This window comes from Peribacillus sp. YIM B13477 (assembly GCF_042787955.1).
Classification (GTDB): Bacteria; Bacillota; Bacilli; order Bacillales; family DSM-1321; genus Peribacillus; species Peribacillus frigoritolerans.
In genome coordinates, this window is sequence record NZ_JBHZPD010000011.1 from 1 (window position 1) to 24,056 (window position 24,056).

Annotated in this window: 20 protein-coding genes and 1 other annotated feature; of the genes, 6 read left to right on the plus strand and 14 right to left on the minus strand. The window is 44.5% G+C overall.

Translation table 11 applies throughout. The features are described 5' to 3' along the window. The 4 genes from ACFX4H_RS23145 to zapA all read right to left on the minus strand — a co-directional run. Positions 1-2,010: endonuclease MutS2 (locus ACFX4H_RS23145; protein WP_377436342.1), on the minus strand; the 2,010-nt coding region annotated here is incomplete at its 3' end. Positions 2,011-2,045: 35 nt separating this feature from the next. Continuing rightward, positions 2,046-3,764, minus strand: coding sequence for a DNA polymerase/3'-5' exonuclease PolX (polX, locus tag ACFX4H_RS23150; protein ID WP_063590478.1), 1,719 nt, complete (start codon positions 3,762-3,764; stop codon positions 2,046-2,048). 212 nt (positions 3,765-3,976) lie between these two features. Beyond that, on the minus strand, positions 3,977-4,522 hold the full coding sequence (locus ACFX4H_RS23155; RefSeq protein ID WP_034309018.1) for a CvpA family protein: 546 nt from the start codon (positions 4,520-4,522) through the stop codon (positions 3,977-3,979). A 4-nt stretch (positions 4,523-4,526) separates the two neighbouring features. Beyond that, complete coding sequence (gene zapA / locus ACFX4H_RS23160; RefSeq protein WP_034309021.1) at positions 4,527-4,787, minus strand: cell division protein ZapA; 261 nt, start codon at positions 4,785-4,787, stop codon at positions 4,527-4,529. A 172-nt stretch (positions 4,788-4,959) separates the two neighbouring features. Between zapA and rnhC the strand changes: the two genes are divergently transcribed. Continuing rightward, entirely contained in the window at positions 4,960-5,919 is a 960-nt protein-coding gene (gene rnhC, locus ACFX4H_RS23165; protein ID WP_063575527.1) for a ribonuclease HIII, read from the plus strand. 321 nt (positions 5,920-6,240) lie between these two features. Here rnhC and pheT read toward each other — a convergent pair whose 3' ends face one another. The 3 genes from pheT to ACFX4H_RS23180 all read right to left on the minus strand — a co-directional run bounded on the left by pheT (position 6,241) and on the right by ACFX4H_RS23180 (position 10,828). After that, complete coding sequence (gene pheT / locus ACFX4H_RS23170) at positions 6,241-8,655, minus strand: phenylalanine--tRNA ligase subunit beta (RefSeq protein WP_377436343.1); 2,415 nt, start codon at positions 8,653-8,655, stop codon at positions 6,241-6,243. A 28-nt stretch (positions 8,656-8,683) separates the two neighbouring features. Then, the gene (pheS, locus tag ACFX4H_RS23175) at positions 8,684-9,724 is read right to left on the minus strand and encodes a phenylalanine--tRNA ligase subunit alpha (protein ID WP_053535889.1); all 1,041 of its coding nucleotides are present in this window, start codon (positions 9,722-9,724) and stop codon (positions 8,684-8,686) included. Between the two features lie 58 nt (positions 9,725-9,782). Then, positions 9,783-10,025, minus strand: a binding site (T-box leader). 44 nt (positions 10,026-10,069) lie between these two features. Then, entirely contained in the window at positions 10,070-10,828 is a 759-nt protein-coding gene (locus ACFX4H_RS23180; protein ID WP_377436344.1) for a TrmH family RNA methyltransferase, read from the minus strand. 122 nt (positions 10,829-10,950) lie between these two features. Here ACFX4H_RS23180 and sspI point away from each other — a divergent pair, with 122 nt between their 5' ends. Continuing rightward, on the plus strand, positions 10,951-11,160 hold the full coding sequence (sspI, locus tag ACFX4H_RS23185) for a small acid-soluble spore protein SspI (RefSeq protein WP_034309032.1): 210 nt from the start codon (positions 10,951-10,953) through the stop codon (positions 11,158-11,160). Between the two features lie 16 nt (positions 11,161-11,176). Here the strand turns inward: sspI and ACFX4H_RS23190 are convergent, their stop codons facing one another. The 7 genes from ACFX4H_RS23190 to ACFX4H_RS23220 all read right to left on the minus strand — a co-directional run bounded on the left by ACFX4H_RS23190 (position 11,177) and on the right by ACFX4H_RS23220 (position 20,011). Further along, positions 11,177-11,560, minus strand: coding sequence for a general stress protein (locus ACFX4H_RS23190; protein ID WP_034309034.1), 384 nt, complete (start codon positions 11,558-11,560; stop codon positions 11,177-11,179). Between the two features lie 569 nt (positions 11,561-12,129). Further along, complete coding sequence (locus ACFX4H_RS23195; protein ID WP_377436345.1) at positions 12,130-12,930, minus strand: general stress protein; 801 nt, start codon at positions 12,928-12,930, stop codon at positions 12,130-12,132. 167 nt (positions 12,931-13,097) lie between these two features. After that, positions 13,098-14,027 (minus strand): YsnF/AvaK domain-containing protein, encoded by a 930-nt coding sequence (locus ACFX4H_RS23200; protein ID WP_034309038.1) that lies wholly within the window; start codon positions 14,025-14,027, stop codon positions 13,098-13,100. Positions 14,028-14,283: 256 nt separating this feature from the next. After that, positions 14,284-15,609 (minus strand): (Fe-S)-binding protein, encoded by a 1,326-nt coding sequence (locus ACFX4H_RS23205; protein WP_377436346.1) that lies wholly within the window; start codon positions 15,607-15,609, stop codon positions 14,284-14,286. Further along, positions 15,606-17,018 carry a glycolate oxidase subunit GlcD gene (gene glcD / locus ACFX4H_RS23210; RefSeq protein WP_377436347.1) on the minus strand — a complete coding sequence of 471 codons (1,413 nt, stop codon included), beginning with the start codon at positions 17,016-17,018 and terminating at the stop codon, positions 15,606-15,608. Before glcD ends, ACFX4H_RS23205 begins: the two co-directional genes overlap by 4 nt. 118 nt (positions 17,019-17,136) lie before the next feature. Further along, positions 17,137-18,249 carry a PucR family transcriptional regulator gene (locus ACFX4H_RS23215; RefSeq protein WP_377436348.1) on the minus strand — a complete coding sequence of 371 codons (1,113 nt, stop codon included), beginning with the start codon at positions 18,247-18,249 and terminating at the stop codon, positions 17,137-17,139. A gap of 73 nt (positions 18,250-18,322) precedes the next feature. Next, positions 18,323-20,011, minus strand: coding sequence for an L-lactate permease (locus tag ACFX4H_RS23220; RefSeq protein WP_262871292.1), 1,689 nt, complete (start codon positions 20,009-20,011; stop codon positions 18,323-18,325). Positions 20,012-20,265: 254 nt separating this feature from the next. On the opposite strand from ACFX4H_RS23220, the gene ACFX4H_RS23225 reads away from it, so the two are divergent. The 4 genes from ACFX4H_RS23225 (at position 20,266) to ACFX4H_RS23240 (ending at position 24,047) form a co-directional block, all read left to right on the plus strand. Further along, positions 20,266-20,997, plus strand: a complete 732-nt coding sequence (locus ACFX4H_RS23225) for a FadR/GntR family transcriptional regulator (protein WP_377436349.1) — start codon at positions 20,266-20,268, stop codon at positions 20,995-20,997. 181 nt (positions 20,998-21,178) lie between these two features. Beyond that, the gene (locus ACFX4H_RS23230; RefSeq protein WP_057276687.1) at positions 21,179-21,895 is read left to right on the plus strand and encodes a (Fe-S)-binding protein; all 717 of its coding nucleotides are present in this window, start codon (positions 21,179-21,181) and stop codon (positions 21,893-21,895) included. A gap of 23 nt (positions 21,896-21,918) precedes the next feature. Further along, the gene (locus tag ACFX4H_RS23235; RefSeq protein WP_377436350.1) at positions 21,919-23,349 is read left to right on the plus strand and encodes a LutB/LldF family L-lactate oxidation iron-sulfur protein; all 1,431 of its coding nucleotides are present in this window, start codon (positions 21,919-21,921) and stop codon (positions 23,347-23,349) included. After that, positions 23,343-24,047, plus strand: a complete 705-nt coding sequence (locus tag ACFX4H_RS23240; protein ID WP_217349299.1) for a LutC/YkgG family protein — start codon at positions 23,343-23,345, stop codon at positions 24,045-24,047. The genes ACFX4H_RS23235 and ACFX4H_RS23240 overlap by 7 nt, the downstream gene beginning before the upstream one ends. Positions 24,048-24,056 lie beyond the last annotated feature (9 nt).

Sequence of the window (24,056 nt, forward strand, 5' to 3'; positions counted from 1 at the left end):
GCCGATCTGAACCTGCCATTCATTATTTGAGACCTTCTCAATCAAGTGACCTTTTTGACCAAAGCTTACGACCTTTACTTCATCTCCAGGTTTTAAGCTTTTATCCAGCGGCCTCGCAGCTTTATTTGTTGTTTTTTTCACTTTAGGCGCTGCTTCTTCAAGCCGTTTTTTTGCATCGATCAGTTCATGCTCTTTAACATCGGCATGCTTTTCAAGTCTCAGTTTACGTAAGTCGGCAATGATCGCTTCCGCTTCCCTTTGTGCATTTTCAACGATTGCCGCTGCCTCTTTTGCTGCCTTTTCAACCATCGCATCCCGTTCTTGATGGTACTCATCAATTTGCTTTTGAAGGTCTTTATGAAGAATTTCCGCCTGTTTCAGGTGATTCTTGGCTTCCAATTCCTCTTCTTCAGCCTTCTTGCGGCTGTCTTCAAGGGACGCTATCATATTTTCAACTTTATTCGTATCCTCACCGATATGGCCGCGGGCGTTGCTGATCACGTTTTCTTCCAAACCAAGGCGCTTGGAAATTTCAAACGCATTACTCCGCCCTGGTACACCAATTAAAAGTTTATAGGTGGGACTCAAGGTTTCCACATTAAATTCGACGCTTGCATTTATGACGCCTTCCCGATCATATCCATACGCTTTTAATTCCGGGTAATGTGTCGTTGCAATGACACGTGCTCCGCGCTTATACACTTCATCCAAAATGGAAATGGCCAAAGCTGCACCTTCCTGTGGGTCAGTTCCCGCTCCAAGCTCATCGAATAAAACAAGACTGTCATAATCGACATGCTTAAGGATATCGACAATATTGACCATATGCGAAGAAAATGTACTTAAGCTTTGTTCAATCGACTGTTCATCGCCTATATCGGCATAAACAGAGGAAAACACAGCCGTTTCGGAACCATCAAGCGCAGGGATCTGCAGACCGGACTGGGCCATTAACGTACAGAGGCCAATCGTTTTCAGGGTGACCGTCTTACCACCTGTATTCGGACCGGTGATGACGATTGTCGTAAATTCATCACCAAGAAAAATATCATTGGCCACGACGACATCATTCGGAATGAGCGGGTGTTTCGCTTTGAATAATTTCACGCGCCCCTCATTATTCAGAATCGGCTTGGAACCTTTTATCGCTTTTGCATATTTTGCCTTGGCGACAAGGAAATCGATTTGTGCCAGCACTTTGACATTATGAAGCAATTCAGGGGTGAACGCACCGACTTTTTCCGATAGTTCGACCAATATCCGTTCTATTTCCTGCGTTTCCTTCACTCGGGTTTCCTGCAGGACATTATTCAGCTGAACGATTGCTTGCGGTTCAATGAACAACGTCTGCCCTGATGATGATTGATCATGAATGATCCCGCCATACACACTACGGTATTCCTGTTTTACCGGGATGACGAATCGATCATTCCGGATGGTGATGATGGCATCGGATAACATGGTTGATGCATTGGAAGAACGGATCATACTTTCCAGTTTTTCCCTTACGCGACTTTCGTTCGTCCGAATTTGGTTTCTTAGGGTACGAAGCTTGTCGCTGGCAGAATCCATCACTTCGCCATGTTCGCTTACTGCATACGTAATTTCCTGCTGCAAATCAATCAATGGATGAAGGGAATCGATATATTCGGCTAAAAGCGGAACATCAATTTCCTGCTCTGCCAGTTCTTCGAAGAAACGGCTTAAGATCCTGCCGGCACGAATCGTACTCGCAAGTTCCATCAATTCCATCGGTGAGAGCATACCGCCAATCTGTGCCCTTTTTGCATGCGGACGGATATCGAAAATTCCGCCCAATGGCAAGTTACCTTTCAACCTTACGATTTTGGCAGCCTCATCTGTTTCTTCCTGCCATCTCGACACTTCTTCAAAATCCGTGGAAGGCATCAATTGCTCCGCCTTTTCTTTTCCTATGGATGAGGATGCGTGTGAGATCAATTGTTCTTTTATTTTATGAAATTCCAATGTCTTTAAAGCTTTATTATGCATGGAGTTAAAGCTCCTCCTTATTTATGGGCAAATAGTTAATCATTTCTCTTTAAAAACGCCAATAAGCCATCCGTATCCCTTGCATTAAGAACCGTGGATTCTTTTATCCAGCCCTTTTTGGCTGACGAGACCCCCACAGGCATATGTTCAAGCATGTCGATGCTGTGGGCATCCGTATTGATCACGATTGGAACGCCTGCTTCCTGAGCCTTGCGCAGATGCGGAGGTGCCAAATCCAATCGGTTCGGATTCGCATTCAATTCCAAGGCCGTATTCGTTTCACGGGCCAGTTCGATCAGCATTTCTATATCCACATCATATCCGGTGCGCCTGCCGATGATCCTTCCCGTTGGATGGGCGATGATATCTACATGCGGATTATTCAGAGCCGTTTTTAAGCGCTCCATGATCGTTTCCCGAGGCTGTGAAAAACTTGAGTGAATCGATGCAATGACCAAATCCATCTCTGCAAGCAGCTCATCGTCATAATCAAGTGTCCCATCAGGAAGTATATCCATCTCTATCCCGGAAAGAACGGTAAAGTCAGTGTATTTTTCATTAAGTTCATGGATGATCCGTTTTTGTTCACGTAAACGTTCAGCGGTCAAGCCGTTCGCCACTTTCAGATATTGCGAATGATCGGTGATGGCCATATATCGATACCCTTTTGCACGGCATGCTTCAATCATTTCTTCAATCGTATGAGCACCATCACTCCATGTGGTATGCATATGCAGATCACCTTTAATGGCCTCTAAAGATATGAGAGGTTCATTAGCATCATAATGCTCCACTTCCGTTCCGTCTTCACGTATTTCTGGGGGAATGAAAGGAAGGCCAAAATGATTATAAAATTGTTCTTCCGTTTCAAACGTCAATACATCACCGGTTTCAGTCACTTCCACCCCATATTCGCTGATTTTCTCTCCGCGATCTTTAGCAAGCTGGCGCATCCGCACATTGTGATCCTTCGAACCTGTAAAATGATGAAGTGTCGTGATGAATTCCTTATCCTTGACGATTCGGAAATCGACAGAAATGTCATATTCATAATCAAGCACGACCGATACTTTTGTATCACCGGCCGCAATCACCTGTTTTATCCCTTTTATTGCAAGCAGTTGATTCTTAACCTCTTCGGGATGATCTGTCGAAATGATGAAATCGAGGTCCTTGATTGTTTCCCTCATACGCCGGATGCTGCCCGCCCTGGAAGAACGGATGATGTAATCCATGTTAGCAAGGGCCGTTTCAATATCAGCAGCTATCGGTCTCATGAAGGCTAGGGGCAGCCGATCGGGCCTTGAACCCGCCTCGGCAATTGCAGACAGGATCTTCTCTTCCGTTTTTTTGCCGAAACCGGCAAGCGCCGCGACCCTGCCTTCCTCACAGGCGATTTTAAGATCATTCACATCTTTGACATGCAGCTCTTTATGAAGCTTGGCAATTTTCTTACCGCCCAAGCCTTGAAGCTGCAGAAGCGGAATCAATCCTTTTGGCACCTGCTCCTGAAGCTCTTCAAGTACAGTCGATTTCCCTTCATTTATATACTCTTCGATGACGGATGCCGTTCCTTTCCCGATTCCATTCAAAGCGGTAAAATCTTCGATCTCCGTCAGGCTCCGGTCATCCGTTTCCAAGGCGCCCGCTGCCTTTCGGAAAGCTGAAACCTTAAACGGGTTCTCTCCTTTTAGTTCCATATATATTGCAATTTTTTCTAATAGTTTAATGATATCTTTTTTATTAATTGTCATTTAATTCACCGCCGAAAAAATTAGTAGGGTGTCCCATGTTCACTTTCTTAAAGATACCTTTCTTGGAGGTAAAGTACAAGCAGTCAGGTTCTTAACCTTCGAATCAAATAGAAAGAAGCTACATGCCTCTACATAAAAAGGGGCCTCCCCCGTGTTCAAAGTAAAGGAATCCAGGACTTTGAACACGGGAGGCAGGCCCTCTTATACTGACATTAAGATTGTTTTACATCATGAAACCAAAGTTCCTTCACTTGCTCGGAAAGGAACGGCGTATGTTTCACGATCGATTCTGCCAGAAATGAGCCAGTTAATGGTTTCTGGATGGAATCCATTGGCAGCATGGCAGCTATATATAATATAATAAACATGATAAGATAGACTTCGAGAAAACCCAATATCCCTCCGCCCCAGCGATTCAGCTGCTTTAATATCGGTAGATGGGTAATGAAATTGAGCATGGATCCTATCATTTGCCAAAGAATCTTGGCAGCAAAGAAAATGATTGCAAAGGCAATTGCATTGTAATACGCCGTATCAAGCCCGACTGTATTGAAAAACATATTAAGGGTCGAGGAATCACCCATCGTTGGGAACGGAATCCATAATTTCAAATTGGGAGCAAGATCTCCGTAAAATACATAGGCGACGATGAAGGCTACAATGAACCCAGTCATATGAACCGTTTGTAAAATGAAGCCACGCTTTAAACCGATTAATAAACCGATTAAAAGAATGGCCAGAATTGCTAAATCAAGCATGTACTCAGTCCTTCTCTCTCTTTAATTCCAGTTGAAGCTGGTCTAGTTCATCTTTTAATTTAATATATTCATGGATGGTATTCACGGCCGTTAGCACCGCTAGCTTGCTTGTATCCAAGTGTGGATTTTTCATCCTGATCTCTCTCATTTTTTCGTCAACCATCGAAGCGACCAGGCGCATATGACTTGCGCTTTCTGTGCCGACGATTGTATATGGCTGTCCGTATATATCAACTGTTGTTTTATTTCGTTTATCGTCTGACAAAATGATGCCCCCAATCTAAACAATCCTAATTCTATCATATCATGAAGTTTTTCGTCATGAAAGAGAGTACATCGTCATTTCTTGCATTAAAATTTCAATAATTTGTCAAACGATATCGAATTTAGGAAGAAGATTACCTATTAAACAAAATGAAGTTAGGAGCTAACCCATTATGTCCCATGTTGTTTTACTTATCAGTCCTGAACAAATAAAGGCGATGAAGTCCCATTATTCTTCATCCTTGGCCGCTAAGCAGCCGCCGGGGAGCATCTTTTCCGCCAAACCGCCGCTATGCACGGTGACGGCATATAAATCCGGGAAGGTCCTTTTTCAAGGTAAGAATGCCGAAATAGAAGCGGTAAAATGGCAAAAAGGTACCACTGCTGCGGCTCCAAAGAAAAAAACGGCATCCTCTGCATCGGTCAACGTCCATCGATATTCGCCGCCTGCAAATATCGGAACCATGTCAGTGATTGGTTCAGACGAGGTCGGAACAGGAGACTATTTCGGCCCGATGACCGTCGTAGCCGTATATGCCAAGAAGGAGCAACTCGCTCTATTAAAGGAGCTTGGTGTCCAGGATTCCAAAAACCTGAAAGACCCACAGATCATCGACATTGCCAAACAGATTAAGGATGTAGTGCCCTTCAGCCTGCTCACATGCGACAACCCGAAATATAATGCGCTTCAGGCAAAGGGAATGTCACAAGGAAAAATGAAGGCACTCCTCCATAACCAAGCAATCAAGAACCTCATGCAAAAAATCCAGCCAGAACAAGCGGAAGCCGTCCTTATTGATCAATTCGCTCAACCAGAGGTATTTTTCAATTACCTAAAAGGTCAAGAACTATTCCAAGCTAATGCCACCTATCTATGCACAAAAGCGGAAGGCATTCACCTTGGAGTGGCAGCCGCATCCATCCTGGCCCGATATGCATTCGTCAAACGCTTTGACTTGCTGAGTGAAAAAGCCGGATTCAAAATCCCTAAAGGTGCCGGATTTGCAGTAGATGAAGCGGCCGCAAGATTGATTCACGAAAAGGGAATCGATTCATTACACGAATTCACGAAAACCCATTTTGCCAACACAGAAAAAGCGAAGCGACTCTATCAACAGAAATATCATAAATAGAAGAAAGCGGCTGATCTTCCTGAACAGCCGCCTTTTACTCGTGAAATTGCGCGGTTTACTCGTGAATTCACTCTATTTACACGTGAGTTTGTGCGATTTACCCGGAGTTTACGCCATTTACTCGTGAGTTTGCTTCATTTACTCGTGAGTTTGCTTCATTTACTCGTGAATTTACGCCATTTACTCGTGAGTTTGCTCCATTTACTCGTGAGTTTGCACCTTTTACTCGTGAGTTTGCACCTTTTACTCGTGAGTTTGCACCTTTTACTCGTAAAATCAAAAAAGACAGCCCCCATGATTCAGGGAGCTGTCTTTTTGGTTTTATCCTCTTAGCTCTGCGCCCGCTTTTTCTTTAACGGCTTCAAGCACTTTATCATGTGCCTTTGTAATGTCCTCGTCCGTCAGTGTACGTTCCGGGTCGTAGTATTTCAGTGAGTAGGCAATGGATTTCTTGCCTTCCTCCATTCTTTCACCTTCGTATAAGTCGAAGATGCTTACTTCTTTCAGCAGTTTGCCGCCGGCTTCTTCAATAATACCCTGAATGTCCCCGGCTTTCGTGGCTTGTTCCACAACGAGCGCGATATCGCGTGTGGTTGATGGATAGCGCGGAATCGTTTGGTACGCTATCGGCGCGACTTCTGCTTCGGCCAATGCTTTTAAGGAAAGTTCGAAAATGTATGTTTCTTTAATATCCAAGTCTTTTTGGACAGTTGGGTGCACTTGGCCGATAAAGCCAATTACTTCACCATTCAATAGGACTTCGGCTGTCCGTCCTGGATGCATGTCGTTGATTTCCGCTTGGCTGTAACTGATTTGATCAGCTAATCCAAGTGTGTCGAATAATGCTTCGATCACGCCTTTGGCTACAAAGAAATCCACTGGTTTCTTTTCACCCTGCCATAGATGTGACTCCCATAGGCCGGTGATTGCTCCAGCAACATGTTCTTTTTCTTCAGGCAGTTCTTGTTCGTCACGCTTAAAGAATACCGAACCGATTTCATACAGGGCCAGTGAATCAATTTGGCGGGCATTGTTATATTTGACGACTTCCAGCAATTGAGGCACGATGCTTAAACGCAGCTGGCTTCTTTCTTCACTTATTGGCATTGCCAATCGAATGGATTCTCTTGCTTCCAATGCGAATTGGGACGCTTTTTCCTGGCTTGTCAGTGAATAGGTCACCGCTTGATAAAGGCCTGCGCCTTCAAGTGTACGGCGTGCCTTCCGCCGTTTAATTTGATAGTCTGTCAATTGTCCTGGGTTAGCAGAACCGATCGGCAGTGTAACGGGGATGTTATCATATCCATATAAACGTGCAGCCTCTTCGACTAAATCGGCTTCAATACTAATATCACCACGGCGCGTCGGGACAGTGATCGTGAATGTTTCATTGTCAAGTTCCACGCCGAATTGCAGACGTTTGAAGATTGACTCCACAACTGATACGGTCATGCTTGTTCCAAGGAGTGTATTGATTTTTTCAAGCGTGATGCTAATGACCGCAGGTTCCATTGACAATTCGTCAACTTCTGCTGCTCCTTGTAAGACTGTTCCCCCTGCATATTGTGCAATCAATTGTGCAGCACGTTCCCCTGCTTCACGAACACGTGCCGGGTCGACGCCTTTTTCAAAGCGGGCACTGGCTTCACTGCGTAATCCATGGTCCTTTGAAGCTTTGCGAACTACTGTACCTGCAAAATATGCACTTTCAATAATGATGTTCGTCGTATCATTTTTGACTTCGGAATCCGCTCCGCCCATCACACCAGCAATCGCAACTGGCTCACTGCCATTCGTGATCACTAAATGGTCAGGTGTCAAAGTGCGTTCCGCTTCATCCAATGTTACGATTTTTTCAGCATCCTTCGCTCTACGGATGACGATTTCCTTTGAACCAAAGCGGTCATAATCAAAGGCATGGAGCGGTTGGCCGTATTCAAGTAAAATGTAGTTCGTGATATCCACCACATTATTATGAGGTCGGATACCTGCAGACATCAACCTAGTCTGCATCCAAAGCGGTGAGGGTCCGATCTTAACATCCTTGATGATTTTAGCCATGTATATCGGGTTATCTTCTTTCGCTTCCACTTTGACACTGATATAATCAGTTGCTTTTTCAGCTGCCTCTTCTTTCTCGACTACCGGCCATTTCACTTCCCGGCCTAGAATGGCTCCCACTTCGTATGCAACACCAAGCATGCTTAGCGCGTCGGAGCGGTTTGGAGTCAGCCCAAGTTCCAGAACTTCATCACTTAAACCAAGTTCCTCCAATGCATCTTTCCCTACTTCCACATCATTAGGGAAGACGAAGATTCCTGTAGCATAATCCTTGGAAACAAGCTTGGATTCGAAGCCCAATTCTTGAAGCGAGCAAATCATTCCGTGCGATTCTTCTCCGCGAAGTTTCGCTTTCTTGATTTTGAAATTACCTGGAAGGACTGCGCCAACAGTAGCGACTGCGACTTTTTGGCCTTTATCGACATTCGGTGCTCCACAGATGATCTGAACGGGATTTTCGGCCCCGATATCAACTTGGCATTTATTCAATTTATCCGCATTTGGATGTTGTTCACGTTCTAAGACATGCCCGATGACGACCCCTTTTAGCCCTTCACTTTTCTTTTCCACCCCTTCAACCTCAATGCCGCTTTTCGTGATTTTGTCAGCAAGCTCCGTCGCATTGATGCCTGAAAGGTCAACATAATCTTGTAACCATTTATATGACACAAACATGGTAGGTCCTCCTTTTTAAAATAAAAATTTATGCTTCGTGATGGTTGAATTGTTTTAAGAATCGAACATCATTCGTATAGAAATGACGGATATCGTCCACACCGTACTTCAACATGGCAATCCGTTCCACGCCCATTCCAAATGCGAATCCAGAGTATTTCTTGGAATCGAAGCCAGCCATCTCAAGGACGTTCGGATGAACGATCCCAGCGCCAAGCACTTCGATCCAGCCTGTTTTTTTACATACGCTGCAGCCTTTACCGCTACAGATCTTACAAGAAATATCCACTTCGACGGAAGGCTCAGTAAATGGGAAGAAACTTGGACGAAGACGGATTTCACGGTCTTGCCCGAATACTTTTTTCGCAAATACGTCTAGCGTTCCTTTCAGGTCGCTCATGCTGATGTTCTCATCGATGACCAAGCCTTCAATTTGCTGGAATTGATGGGAGTGTGTCGCATCATCGTTATCCCGGCGATATACTTTTCCTGGGCAAATGATTTTAACAGGGCCTTGACCTTTATGTTTTTCCATCGTTCTGGCTTGAACCGGTGAAGTGTGCGTCCGCATCAGGATTTCATCCGTGATGTAGAAGGAGTCCTGCATATCACGTGCCGGATGGCTTTTTGGCAAGTTAAGTGCCTCGAAGTTGTAGTAGTCGCTCTCGACTTCAGGACCTTCCGCAACCGTATAACCCATCCCGATGAATAAGTCTTCGATTTCTTCCACGATTCGTGTTAATGGGTGAAGATTCCCCTTGTTTACCGGACGTCCTGGAAGTGTGACGTCAATCGTTTCAGTTGCCAGCTTTGCATTGACTGCCGCGGTTTCAAGCGCTTTTTGTTTCTCCTCGATCTTTGTTGCGATCGCTTCGCGTACTTCATTGGCTAGTGCCCCGATTTTCGGGCGCTCTTCGGCAGATAATTTACCCATGCCGCGCAATACCTCAGTGATTGGCCCTTTTTTCCCTAAATAAGCAACACGGACTTCATTCAGTTCTTTTAATTCGGAAGCGGCGGCAACTTTTTGCAACGCTTCTTCCTGCAGTTCTAGTAAACGTTCCTGCATCATGTCTTCCTCCTTTATTTTCCTTTTGTAAAAATGAACACAAAAAAACCCCGATCCCTAAAGGGACGAGGTTTATGTATCGCGGTACCACCCTTATTAGTGCATAAACAAAAAAACTTCTGCACTCACTTCATTAAAAATAACGGCTTTTCACCGGAACATTTTTCGGACATCCTGTCTTCCCAATGCCAACTCGAAAGGTGAATTCACTTAAGCAGTGCCATAAAAATGCTTTCAGTCAAGGCATTTTCTCCCTGGATATGGTTAACTTTAAGCTACTACTCTTTGTCATCGTTGTTTTCATTATAAAATTCTGTTTTATTATATTATAATTCTTCGGCCGTTTCAAATCGATTTTCGTAAATGGTACATTAAAATCCCGGCAGCAATCCCCACATTCAAAGATTCACTTTTTCCGTAGATGGGAATATAGAGGTTTTTAGTCGTTTTCTCCAGTAATTCCTTCGATACCCCTTGGCCTTCATTACCGACCAGCAGGGCAAATCGGGAAGACTTTTCGACTTCTTCAAATGGCGATGCCCCTTCTAATGCCGTACCATAAACCGGTGTGCCACTTTGCTTAAGCTCATCGATGATTTCGGATAGGTTCCCTTTAATGACAGGCATATGGAAGAGGCTCCCTTGCGTCGAACGGACCACTTTGGGATTATACAAGTCAGCACACCCTTCCCCAAGGATGACCGCATCGATTCCCGCTGCATCCGCTGTCCTGATCATCGTTCCAATATTCCCAGGATCTTGGACGGCATCCATCAACAATAATTTCTCCGGATTGATGGACGCCATGCTCGTTGATTTCTGTTCACAAACCGCAGCAATTCCCTGCGGTGCTTCGGTATCGCAAATCGCCTTCATAATATCATTTTTTACATAAATGAGTTCTGTGCCTTCCACCTTAAAATGGGCAGGCATTTCAGTTTCTTCATTGATGATCACTTCCAGGACGATTTCCTCTTTTAAGGCTTCTTCAACTAGGTGAAAACCCTCGACTAAATATTTACCTGTTTTATCTCGTTCTTTTTTCGTCAAAAGTTTTTTCCATTGCTTAACTTGCGGGTTTTTTACGGATTCGATATATTTCAAGGGTAAACGCTCCTTTAACTTCACACTGATTTTCCTATTATAACGCAATTCACATACATATTGCATGCGAGTTTGTGAAATGCTATTAATGTCAGTCATTATGTGTTAGAGGAGGAATAATTATGAATTTAAACTTACGTAATGCGATCATCCAAAATGTATCTGGAAATACGCAAGAGCAGCTGGAAGACACGATTGTCGATGCCATACAAAATGGCGAGGAAAAAATGCTTCCTGGATTGGGAGTATTATTCGAGGTCATCTGGCAAAATTCATCCGAGCAGGAAAAACAGGAAATGATCACTGCCCTCGAAGCAGGATTAAAAAAATAACAGCCTTCAAAGGCTGTTATTTTTTTAATCTCGCCTCGCCAGCCTTCAGTTCTTCGATGGAGACTTCTTCATCAAGCAGCAAGATGAATTTCTTTGCTTTCACTTCTTCAAGCATCGCTTTTGTCTCAGCAAAAGAGTAGCCGTATTTCGTGAAAAAGCTGCGTAAATCTCCAGATCCTTCATCTGTGAAGTAATGGAAGATTTTCAAAAAAAGAGTGTCCTCCTTATCCTGATTGGCGATGATCAGTATATCCGTATGTTCATTTCCAAGCTGCACATAATTTTTTATATCAGCTGCCACTGTCATTTGGGTGCCAGTTACGCCTTTTGCTTTTAAGTCTGAAATTGCAGCAAGTAGTTCCGGATTAGAGTCAAAAACACCATATACGTTTTTTTCCATGTTTCTCCCCCTCCTTGTTACTCTACTTAAAATAAAATTCCTTTGTCATTATACCTTGCAGCTTTATCAATAAACAAGCAAATAGTCTATGGAGACGAACAAGGGAACCCTCTGCCTAAAGGTTTTTTTAAAAATAACAGCCTGTAGCAAACTCTAAGAAAATCAAGGTTGCTTGCGGTCCTATTAAAAAGGCTGTTTTCACATACTTTGTTGCTATTTACCAGGTAGTGAGTTGTGGTTGATTTCCCCTCCAGATGCTCGCTTTCCTTGGTGCGGGCGGTGAGCCTCCTCGGCGTAAACGCCTGTGGGGTCTCACCTGTCCCGCTGCTTCCGCAGGAGTCTCGCACTTCCGCTCCAATCAACCTTAAATAGTTTCGTTTTAAAAACAACAATCTTTACGAAAAGAGCCATTAAAAACGTTCCACACCCTTTCCGTCGACTGTCTTACAAGCCAAAGCAAACGGCTGCGTGTCTCAGCTAGCCAGTGATTTCGGCAGGAGTGTCGCAAATTTCTTCAATCTAAGTAAACAAACAAAAACAGCCTTATGCAGGCTGCTCTTGTTGCGGTATTACAAATTGTCGGTTTTGATTCGATTTTTGATGTATTCATCTTGTAAGCCTTCCTCTTGCTGTCCGCTCGCTGTGGGTCCCGCGGTCCGATCCAGTGATCCTTGAGCGTCCAGGTTTTTGTCAGCATCGTCTGCAAACGGGTCGCTTGCCAGTGTTCCTTCATGAATCCCTGGTTTTTGCTTCTTGAATTTTTCTGTGGAATTCCCCCAGATTTCCCTTTCTTGAGCTCGCTTCATATCCAGCTCTTCATTTTCATAGATATTGGCGGAATTTCCGTGAAGCTCTTCGCTTCTTCCCGGCTGTGCTTCCATTTCCCTTGTTTGATAGGCATTCGCGGTTGTTTCCGGAAAAAGGTTCGGGTCCGGATTGTTCACCACCCCTGTTTTAAGCGGATTCTCTGCAGGTGCGTCCGTATCCTCGATGCGATTGGAAGTCATGTTCTCACGTGCCGTTACGGTTTCCGATTCATCTAAAAGAATGAGGAATTTTCCGGCCTCCACTTCATTTATATAAGCGGTTGCTTCACTATCGGCAAGCCCTAGCTCACCTAGACGGTTCCTTATATCTTCAGAACCCTCGTTCAGGAAAAAGTGTTTCATTTTATCAATGAAGGATTCCTCGTTAGAGTTAGTAACGACTTCGACATCCGGATCATGCTTATCATTAACGAAATCCAAATCTTCTTTCTTATCAGCCATTACCGTTATTTCCCCTTCATGAACCCCCTTTTCCTTGAGGGATTGTATAGCCTGGATCATTTCTCTTTCCGTATTAAAAACACCATATAACGTTTTTCCCATGCATATTCCTCCTCCTTTTTTTCGATATTTCTTCTTATGTGTATTTATACCCTGATGGGTGCCAATTAAACAAAAAGGTTTGCCTTCCCTAAGCTCGGACCTTTAATCAGTCTAAAAAACCAAAAGGAAGCCTGCAGTTTTAAAACTGCAGGCCATTTCCTTCACTCTTAGAAGCGGTCGGTTCTACGTTCAGTTGCCTTTTTCTCATTCACGATCGATTCATCTGTACTATCAAGCTGGATATCTTCCTTTTTAAGAGTATCCTGAACTTGCTCCGTTTCTTGTACAGCATGTTTCTTGATGACAATTTCATCGGTGACAACCGGTTTTTTCGAAACTTCCAGTTTTTCTTCAACAACCGGGATTCGTAATGTTTCCCCATCTTCAATGGTTCCGGTTTCCCGATTCGCTTCACGTCCTGAAACCGATCTATGCTCAACTGTCACTTCTTCGTGTTCAACAGGGACATTGATCGTTTTATGCTGTTCATTTACTTCTTTATTAATGACGACTTCTCCTGTCTGAACTCTTTCTTTGTCAATGTTCAGCTGTTCTTCCCGAAGTCTAAGCGTCCTTTCATCTTCTGGCAATTCACGGCCTTGTCCGTTGACTCCATAAACATCTTCTTTATTTAATGCATCGGTTTTTTCCGTACCATTATATAGTGGGTTGGTGGAGTTAGTATCAAGCCTTGTACCGGCAGTGTCCATTGTTCCGGTCGTGAATTTATCTCTTGCCGTTCCAAGATGGCCTTCACCTTCTTCAACCAGAACCAGGACTTTTCCATTTTCTACATCAAAGACATGTTCAGCCGCATCACTATTCGAAAGGCCTGCATTCGCCAATCTTGTTGAAAGGTCTGCCGTGTCTTCCGGCATGAAGAACCGTGCCACCTTGTCCATAAACGATTCGTCGTTAGGAACATTCGTCATTGTGTGAACATCCGTTTCACGTTGATGGTTCGTGAAATCCAATGTTTCTTCCTTATCTGCGACGACCGTAATATCGTCCCCCTCAAAACCCTTTGCCTTAAGTGCATTAATTGCTTGGATCACTTCTGCATTTGATTCATATACTCCATATACTGTTTTATTCATTTTACATTCCTCCTTAGGTTTTGTTGTTTCTGTTAGTGGATGCTATATATAAACAATACCCGACATGTTCCTAAGTAAACGAGGAATCCATATTTCATTTTTGTTATATCATTTACAATTTGTTCTCAGCATAGAACGCATTTTTAATTGAAATCCAAGCTTTACAAGGGTTTCCCTCTTTATAAAAATGTAATGTTTAACCAAATCCTGCTATTTCGTTTTTTCAAATAATGCTTGTGTTCTTTTTTTTCTTCTATCATAAAGCCACAGCCTTTATTAGCAGGTCCGCGATATGCACCGCTTTTGTGCATTCCCCCAAGTTTTCCCGCTCGATCCCCAATTGCATTTGCAACAGGCAGCCAGGGTTTGCCGTGACAACAATATCGGCCTGTGTCGATTTCGTGTGCTCCATTTTAGAGTCAAGAATGTTCATGGACATCTCTGATTCAACAATATTATATATCCCAGCTGAGCCGCAGCAGCGATCGGCATCCTTCATTTCCCTGAAATCGATTCCTTCTATTGATTGAAGAAGGATTCGCGGAGCCGAGGAGGTATTCATCACATTCCGTAAGTGACAGGAATCCTGGAAAGTTACGGTTTGAGCTGGCAGTTTCAGGCGAACTTTTTCTTGAAAACGCAAATCAACAAGGATCTGGCTGATATCTTTCAACTTATTTTTAAATGAGATTGCACGGTCGTGCCATTCCGGTTCATCTTGGAGCAGATGATCATAATCTATGAGAAAAGCGCCGCAGCCACCGGCATTCGTAATGATATAATCAACTTCCTCCGTTTCAAAGGCTTCAATGTTACGCTTGGCCAGTTGCTTTGCACCTGCTTTTTCACCACTGTGACCATGCAGCGCACCGCAACAGGCCTGGGATTTCGGTATCACGATTTCACATCCGGCCAGCTGAAGAAGCTTTAGTGTGGCCTTGTTCGTTTCCAAAAACATCGTATCCATCAAGCAGCCGGAAAAGAAAGCCACCTTTTTGAGCGGCGTTCCGATTGCAGGCAGCTCGGTTGGCCTATTTTTCATTTCTGCTTTTTTCGGGACTTTCGGCAGCACTTTTTCCATGGCTGCCAAATTATCCGGAAGCATGTTGAGGACTCCCGTTTTACGGGCCATGTATTGCAGGCCTGATTTCTGATAGAAGCCAAGCAAATTTGTCATGGTCTGCATTCGCTCCTGGTGCGGGAATAGTCCACTAAAAACGGCCTTGCGGATCGTTTTTACAGGGAAGCTGTGTTTTTTATTCTGATGGATGATATCCCTTGCTTCTTCAAGAAGGTGTCCGTATTTCACACCTGAAGGGCACACAGGTTCACAAGCCCTGCAGCCGAGGCAAAGACTCAAAGAACGTTCTACATCCCTATCTGGCTCAATCACGTCATCCGCCACCGCTTTCATAAGCGCAATCCGGCCCCTTGGTGAGTGGGATTCCTTCAGCCCCGATTCTATGTATGTCGGGCAATGGGGTAAGCAAAAGCCGCAGCGCATACAATTCAACAATTCATCTTCATTCATTTTTTCCGCGAATTGAATGGCAATGGTTTCCCTTTCTTGAACTGTCGTCATGAAGAAACCACCACCCTTTTCCTGGTTTCCTTGGCAAATATTTTGCCGGGATTCATGATGTTATTGGGATCGAAAGCCTGTTTAATCGCCCTCATGGCATCAATCCCTTCTTTCTTCAGCTTCCATTCAAGATACGGGGCCTTCATCGCTCCTACACCATGTTCACCGGTAATCGTCCCGCCAAGGTCGATAGCCGCGGCAAAAATGTCGGCAAAAGCGAGCTCCACCCTCTCCATTTCCTCATGATCACGAGCGTCGGTAATGCATGTCGGATGCAGGTTCCCGTCCCCAGCATGACCAAAGGTGCAAATGTCCACGTTATGCTTGTCAGCGATCTCATTAATCGCTCTAACCATTTTGGCAATTTCCGAGCGAGGAACGGTGGCATCTTCCAAAATGGTCGTCGGCTTGAGGCGTGCCAATGCGGAAAGTGCTGTTCTTCTTGCCGTTTTCAAGGCGACAGCGTCAGATTCCGTTTCGGCAATTTCCACGGAAACCGCCTTTTCCTCTAGACAGATATCGGCCATCCTTTTCATATCACGTTCCACCACTTCAGGCGGACCATCCTGTTCAATCAGCAGGACGGCTTCCACATTGGTAGGCAAACCGATTTTCGCAAAGTCTTCAACAACGATCAAAGTCGGCCGATCCAGAAATTCCAATGTCACAGGAATGATCTTATTTGAAATGATCTTGGCCACTGACTGGGCTGCAGCATCCAAATCTTGATATAAGGCAAGCATCGTCTTAGTCGTTTCCGGCATTGGAATCAGCTTTAAGGTCGCTTCCGTAACGATGCCCAAGGTCCCTTCCGATCCGACAAATAGTTTCGTTAAATCATATCCGGCTACATCTTTGGCAAGCTTGCCCCCTGTTCGAATGATGTCCCCATTCGGAAGGACGACTTCAAGCCCGATGACATAATCACGGGTGACTCCATACTTTAAACCTCGCAGTCCACCAGAATTCTCATTAATGTTGCCGCCAATCGTGGAGATTTTCATCGAACTTGGATCCGGCGGATAAAACAATCCCTTCTCTTCAACTGCTGAAATCAAGTCCAAAGTGATGAGCCCAGGCTGTACGGTCGCCGTTAAGTTCTCCTCATCTATTTCAAGTAATGAATTCATTCGATTGAATAAAAGGACAAGCCCCCCCTCTGTCGGGCATGTGCCTCCGCTTAAATTCGTCCCAGAACCGCGCGGAACGATCGGAACATTGTATTCGTTGCAAACTTTGACGATGGCTGCGACTTCAGCTGTGCTGCCCGGTTTGATGACAGCATCCGGCAACGCTTGAAACCCAGGCGTTGCATCATATGAATGGACTAGACATTCCACTTTCGAGTCATCGTAATTCTCCTGACCGACAATGGCAAGAAGTAGCTGCTTAACCTGCTTTGTTAACATGTACATCCTCCTCATATAAACATAGGAAATTCTAGATTTTTTATATGATGTAAGTATAAGAAAAAAAACACTCGGCCTTCTATGTATGAACATATAAAGTTTTGAGCTTTACATAGAATTAATTTGTATGTTTATCCAATACACTTAATGCTAGATACATCGTGACTAAATCGGCTGGCTTCCTAGGATTCAGCCGGGTCAAATCCTCTATGCGCTTGAGCCTGTAATGGAGGGTATTGATATGGATATGCAGGGCTCTAGCGGTCTCTTTTAAAGATAGATCACATGCAAAATACATGGAAAGGGTTTTAAGCAGTTCCTCATTAGGAAGCAACTCCTGAATCGTCCGGGATAAATATTCCTGTCTAGTTTCAGCGGTAACTTCATCAAGAAGGACCTCAAGTTTCAAGTCCTCGTCAAATATGATCGCCGATGAGGGAGACGTGATTTTCAAGGAACGTTCCGCTTTAAAAAACGCTGACCTGAAAGCGGCCCCTGATGCACGCGAACTAACTCCTGCACACACTTTATAGCCCGAACTCTCTTCCAGCTTTTTTTGCAGTTTACTTAGTTTCTTATATTGCTGGTTTTTTGAACCGATGAAATCGGCCATTGAAAGAATGACGAATTGGTTCCTCCCCCAACGTACTGCGATGTCATTGGAATGCTGTTGTCTTATGAATATCTGAAGCGTTCTCCATACATGAGGTTCAATGATTTCCTCAGTCTTGAATTCACCAAGGGTGATGATCCGGTCCGCATGAACATCGACCCCAAGCAACTTGGCCTTCTGAAGGAATTGCTCATTGAACGTCTGCAGCTGATGCCATTCAAATACAAAGAATTCCATCAGTCGTGATTGGGATTCTGCTTGTTCAATATGATAACTTTCCTGAATGAACATCTCCGTCATCTTTTTTAATAGTTCCGCATATGGGGAAACATGTTTGGGGTCACCTGTAATTCCAATGACACAAACGGCTTCCTGATTAAAGAAAATAGGCAGGTTTATCCCTGCCTTCACTCCTTTCCAACTTTTTTCATCCTGTTTATTGATGATCAATTTCTCACGATTGTTGAAAGCGTGGATGGCTCCTTCATGAAAAGATCCAATGCGGCTGCCATCGGTGCTGGCGGTAATCATGCCGGCATGATCAATAATGATGATCTCCTCATCAATCAGTTTTCGAACCTCATGCACCAATTTTCCTGCAACAGCTGCCAATTGCATGATATGTCCTCCTTTTTTGAATGGACTTGAAAATATTTCGAGGCTCCCCGATGAAAAGGGAGCCTCATTCTACTTATGGAATCATCCAGGAAAGGACGCCATTTTGCAAGAAGGTAATCACACAAACAAGCAGCAATAAAAATAAGCTATGTTTAAGCGTGAATCTCAATAATTCCGATTCCCTGCCCGCCAATCCTACGGCAGCACAAGCTATCGCTATCGATTGGGGGGAAATCATCTTTCCGGTGACCCCTCCAGAAGAGTTCGCCGCCAGTGCCAGGACCGGTTCCATTCCCACTTTAAGCGCAGTCACTTTCTGCAGACTGCCAAATAAGAGGTTGGCTGATGTATCCGATCCGGTAATGAACACACCCAGCCAGCCGAGAACAGGTGCGAAGAACGGAAATAAATCACCCGATTTTGCCAGGGTCATCCCTAATGTTGTCGACATGCCTGAAGCATTCGTCACATAAGCAAAAGCGACCACGGTAGAAATCATCAAGATTGGTTTGGCCAACTCTTTCATCGCTTCAACAAAGGTGCCATAAAAGTCTTTTGAAGACATGTGTGCAATGAACTTCGTTACGATGGCAGCCAGTAAAATGGCCGTCCCGGCTGCTCCGAGCAGTTCTATTTTATAGAAAGCCGCAATCGGCAATCCATTACTTCCGATTATCTCATTATGCAGACCTGGCACTTCGATTTGGAAGGTTAATAGTTTCCCGATTTCATTGATTCCGCCAAGCAGCACATTGTTGCCTTCATAATGTCCGGATAGTGCCGGCTTTATTGGGTTCATCCCCCATATTGTGATGAAAAGCGTCAACAGAAGGAATGGTGACCAAGCATGGAATATCTGCCATTTCGTGTATTTTGTTTCCGCTTCGGCTGTATATAATGGTTCGACAGCAGCTGCCGTTTCCTCTGATGCAAAGCGAAAGATCGTCTTAGGTTTCCAGAATTTAAGGAAAATCGCCAAAGCAAACAGTGACACTAACGCGGAAAGGATGTCCGGTAATTCGGGCCCAAGAAAATTCGAACTTAAGTATTGTGTGATGGCAAAGGAAATTCCGGAAACCAAAATTGCCGGCAAGACCTCAAGCGACCTTTTCCACCCGGTCATTATTAAAATGAGATAAAGCGGAATGAAAGCCGAAAGGAATGGCAATTGGCGGCCGACCATTTTGGAAATCTCCATGGCGGCTATGCCAGTAGGGCCTTCCATGGCGATGATCGGTATTCCAACCGCCCCGAACGCTACCGGAGCGGTATTAGCGATCAAACAAATCCCTGCTGCATATAGCGGGTTAAAGCCGAGACCGACTAAAAGCGCAGCTGAAATGGCGACCGGTGCTCCAAATCCCGCAGCACCTTCTAAAAAGGCCCCGAAAGAAAATGCCACCAATAATGCCTGGAGCCGCCGATCTTCCGTAAGCGAAAGCACAGAAGAACGAATGATATTGAATTGTCCGCTTTTAACAGTCATCTTGTACAAAAATACGGAAGTGATGATTATCCATCCGATTGGGAGCAGCCCATATACGCCTCCTTGTGAAGCGGACATCACTGCTTTTCCTGCAGGCATCCCATATATCAATACAGCCACTGCAAGAGCTACAAGCAACGTGGTTATACCTGCCATGTAACCTTTCATGCGTTTGATGGTAAGCGCCCAGAAGAAGTAAAGAATTGGAATGAGTGCTGCAAGAGATGATAAAACTAAATTATCGGTGATCGGCGTAAAGTTTTGTGTCCATGTCATTCATTTCGACTCCTTTTTCTATAAATTTTAAAAAAATTCAGAAATCAAACGCTAATTGAAACCCCTTACATATTCAAATATTCAAAGTCATCAGATGACTTGATGAATACTCATTTAAATTAAATGATTGAAAATATAAAATCAAGATTTTTTTTATTTTTTGTTGATTTTTTAACTCTTCTGGAAGTGTCAAAGATCATTTGTGTTATATAATATTAACTAGGGAAACTCATAGAAAATAGAGGTGCTACTACTTGGTATATAAAAAAATAAAGCCGAAAAAAATTTATGAAGAAGTCAGCGATGAACTTTATGAAATGATTCGGTCAGGCAGCCTGAAACCAGGTGAACAATTGGATTCCATTCAGCAGCTTGCGGAAAATTTCCAAGTCGGGCGCCCGGCCATCCGCGAAGCATTAAGTGCATTGAGTTCAATGGGTCTTATTGAAATAAAACAAGGTGAAGGAACATTCGTCAAAACCTTCGACCCCGCCATCATGAACCACCCCTTGTCTGCCGCCCTTTTGATGGATCAAGACAATATCAAGCATTTACTGGAAGTCCGGAAAATCCTTGAGTCCGGTACGGCGGAAGTGGCAGCGAAGAAGAGAACGGAAGAAAACCTTATCGAACTTAAGGACATGCTTTTTAATATGGAAAAGGTCTCGGATGATGAAGAACTTAGTGATAAAGCGGATATCTCCTTCCATGTTGCCGTGGCAAATGCATCACAAAATGAACTGCTGATTACATTGATGAATCATGTTTCAGAATTAATGACGGAAAAGATGCGTGATATCCGTCGGGCTGCGCTTTATTCCGAAGAGATGACACTCAAGCAGCTTTACCAGCAGCATGTCAGGATATATGATGCAATCGTGGCACAGGATGAAGACGGAGCCCGCAGTGCCATGCTGTTTCATCTTCAAAGCGTCGAGGAATCGCTGGACCGGATCATCCAAAAAAATCAGCAAAAGAGTCATTGATATTCCTTTAAATTTCAAAAATACCCTATACAAAAAAGGATTAAATTGATATATTATTTTGAAAACGATTACTTCATTTAAAAAATCTTGGAAATTGGTATCTTCTCTTAGCCATTTCCTTTTTCCACTTTCTAGTCATCAGATGACCTGTTAACCTATTTTGAAAAAGGAGGAATTCAGATTGAAAGTTACTCTCTTTGCAACATGTTTAGTGGATTTGTTTCAATCCAATGTCGGCAAAGCGACAGTGGAGCTACTCGAGAGATTAGGCTGTGAGATCGATTTCCCGGAGTCCCAGATATGCTGCGGACAGCCGGCATATAATAGCGGGTATACGAAGGAATCGAAGGAAGCCATGAAAAAGATGATTAAAACGTTCGCGGATGCTGAATACGTCGTAACCCCTTCCGGTTCCTGTGCAGCGATGTTCAAGGAATATCCGGTACTTTTCAAAGGTGATGCCGTATGGGAAAAGAAAGCGGCATCATTAGCGGCTAAAACATATGAATTGTCCCAATTCATCGTGGATGTCTTAAAAGTGACCGACGTTGGGGCTACCCTCAAGGGAAAGGCCACATATCATACTTCATGCCATATGACACGGCTGCTTAAGGTGAAGGAAGCACCTGCCATTTTATTAAGCCATGTCAGGGGGCTGGAAATGACACCACTTCCGGATGCCCAAAACTGCTGCGGGTTCGGGGGGACCTTTTCGGTTAAGATGGGTGACATTTCCGGACAAATGGTCGAGGAGAAGGTATGCAATATTGAAGAAACCGGTGCCGACTTTTTAATCGGCGGGGATGCAGGATGTTTGATGAATATCGGCGGACGGATCCAAAGGAAGGGGCAACCTGTGAAAGTCCTTCACATTGCGGAAGTCCTGAATAGCATTTAAAGAAAGCGAGGAGGGAAAAACTTATGGCTATGAAAACCAGCTCTGCCAAATTTAAAGACCGGGTGGATGAAGGAATACATAATGACTTTATGCGATTGGCCGTATCCAGTGCCCAAGAACGATTACACGGACGGCGGCTGACTGCCGTTGATGAATTGGGAAGCTGGGAGGATTGGCGTTCCCTTGGGGAAGAAATCCGGCAGCATGTGCTCAGTAACCTTGATTTCTATTTGCACCAGCTTGCCCTAAACGTTTCGAAAAGGGGCGGTCATGTCTTCTTCGCTGAAACCGCTGAACAAGCAAGCGGCTACATTAAGGATGTCATTGTAAAAAAGAATGCCAAAAAGGTCGTTAAATCCAAATCGATGGTCACGGAAGAGATCAATTTGAATGCAACCCTTGAGGCAGTTGGCCTCGATGTCGTTGAAACGGACCTTGGAGAATACATTTTACAAGTGGATGATCATGATCCCCCTTCCCATATCGTCGCACCTGCGCTCCATAAAAATAAAGAACAGATCAGGGATGTTTTTAAAGAAAAGCTTGCCTATACGCAAACCGAAAAACCGGAAGAGCTTACCGCCCATGTGCGGGGCATTTTGCGGAAAGATTTCTTAAGCGCCGATGTGGGCATTACCGGCTGTAATTTTGCGATTGCGGAAACGGGCTCGATAGGATTGGTGACGAATGAAGGAAATGCCGATTTGGTCACTGCCCTCCCAAAAACGCAAATCACCGTGATGGGAATGGAACGGCTTGTACCTACATTCGATGAATTCGAAGTCCTTGTCAGCTTATTGACAAGAAGCGCTGTCGGTCAAAGATTGACCAGTTACATCACCGCACTTACCGGTCCGCGTGATAAAGGTGATGTAGACGGACCCGAGGAGTTTCACCTAGTGATCGTGGATAATGGACGCTCCTCCATCTTAGGAACTGAGTTTCAATCCGTTCTTCAATGCATTCGCTGTGCTGCCTGTATAAATGTCTGCCCGGTCTATCGCCAGGTTGGCGGTCATTCATATGGTTCAATTTACCCCGGACCAATCGGCGCTGTGCTTTCACCCTTACTCGGAGGATATGATGATTTCAAGGAACTGCCGTATGCCTCCACTCTTTGTGCAGCCTGTACAGATGCCTGTCCGGTAAAGATTCCTCTCCATGATTTACTGAGGAAGCATCGTGAAGTCATCGTTGAAAAGGAAAAAATGGCGCCGTTTTCAGAAAAGATGGCCATGAAGGCCTTTGGGATTGGTGCGGCATCGCCTATGCTTTATAAATTCGGCTCCAAAATGGCCCCATCAGCGATGTCACCTTTTAAAACGGGGGATATCATCTCGAAAGGCCCGGGACCGCTCAAAACTTGGACAGAAAGCCGCGAGTTCCCTGCTCCAGGGAAAGAGAGCTTTCGGGACTGGTTCAAAAATCGGGAAAAAGGAGGGAAACCATCATGAATGGAACCATCCATAATGAAGGGGCATTTTTAAACAATATAGCCAAAAACCTGGGAAGGGCTCCTATTACGGAAGGCATCTCCGTTCCGGAATGGAAGCACGCCCCCCAAAAAGAAGTTTTGAAACATGCGACACAAAATGATCTTGTCGCGGAATTGAAGGAGCAATGTAAACGGGTGCATACTCAATTTCACGTTACCGACTCCAAGCAAGTGGTGCATTGCTTAACAAAGGTGATCGAGGAACTTGGAAACGGACCCGTGATCATCCCTAAGGACGGTCGATTTACCGAGTATGGGTTAGAGGGCATCTTAAAGGAAAATGATGTCCATATATGGGATCACCAAGCCGGGAATGAAAATATCGAAAAAGCAGAAAGTGCTAACATCGGAATCACATTCAGTGAGATGACACTAGCAGAATCAGCGACCGTCGTCTTGTTCAGCGACAAGGACCACGGCCGTTCCATCAGCTTCCTTCCTTCCTGCCATGTTTCCATCATTCCAAAAAGCACCATCGTTCCGCGAATGACCCAGGCTGCTGCGGCCATCCGTTCAAAGGTTACCCGGGGCGAAGTCGTTCCTTCCTGCATCAATTTCATAACAGGGCCGAGCAATTCGGCTGATATCGAAATGGACCTAGTCGTCGGCGTCCATGGACCGATCAAAGCCGTCTATATAATCGTCGAAGACAAGTAGAAAAAAGAA

Bases quoted from the DNA above. Each gene is read 5' to 3' on its own strand.
- polX (WP_063590478.1), bottom strand. From the start codon at position 3,764: ATGACAATTAATAAAAAAGATATCATTAAACTATTAGAAAAAATTGCA.
- ACFX4H_RS23155 (WP_034309018.1), bottom strand. From the start codon at position 4,522: ATGCTTGATTTAGCAATTCTGGCCATTCTTTTAATCGGTTTATTAATC.
- rnhC (WP_063575527.1), top strand. From the start codon at position 4,960: ATGTCCCATGTTGTTTTACTTATCAGTCCTGAACAAATAAAGGCGATG.
- pheT (WP_377436343.1), bottom strand. From the start codon at position 8,655: ATGTTTGTGTCATATAAATGGTTACAAGATTATGTTGACCTTTCAGGC.
- pheS (WP_053535889.1), bottom strand. From the start codon at position 9,724: ATGCAGGAACGTTTACTAGAACTGCAGGAAGAAGCGTTGCAAAAAGTT.
- sspI (WP_034309032.1), top strand. From the start codon at position 10,951: ATGAATTTAAACTTACGTAATGCGATCATCCAAAATGTATCTGGAAAT.
- ACFX4H_RS23190 (WP_034309034.1), bottom strand. From the start codon at position 11,560: ATGGAAAAAAACGTATATGGTGTTTTTGACTCTAATCCGGAACTACTT.
- ACFX4H_RS23195 (WP_377436345.1), bottom strand. From the start codon at position 12,930: ATGGGAAAAACGTTATATGGTGTTTTTAATACGGAAAGAGAAATGATC.
- ACFX4H_RS23200 (WP_034309038.1), bottom strand. From the start codon at position 14,027: ATGAATAAAACAGTATATGGAGTATATGAATCAAATGCAGAAGTGATC.
- ACFX4H_RS23205 (WP_377436346.1), bottom strand. From the start codon at position 15,609: ATGACGACAGTTCAAGAAAGGGAAACCATTGCCATTCAATTCGCGGAA.
- glcD (WP_377436347.1), bottom strand. From the start codon at position 17,018: ATGTTAACAAAGCAGGTTAAGCAGCTACTTCTTGCCATTGTCGGTCAG.
- ACFX4H_RS23215 (WP_377436348.1), bottom strand. From the start codon at position 18,249: ATGCAATTGGCAGCTGTTGCAGGAAAATTGGTGCATGAGGTTCGAAAA.
- ACFX4H_RS23220 (WP_262871292.1), bottom strand. From the start codon at position 20,011: ATGACATGGACACAAAACTTTACGCCGATCACCGATAATTTAGTTTTA.
- ACFX4H_RS23235 (WP_377436350.1), top strand. From the start codon at position 21,919: ATGGCTATGAAAACCAGCTCTGCCAAATTTAAAGACCGGGTGGATGAA.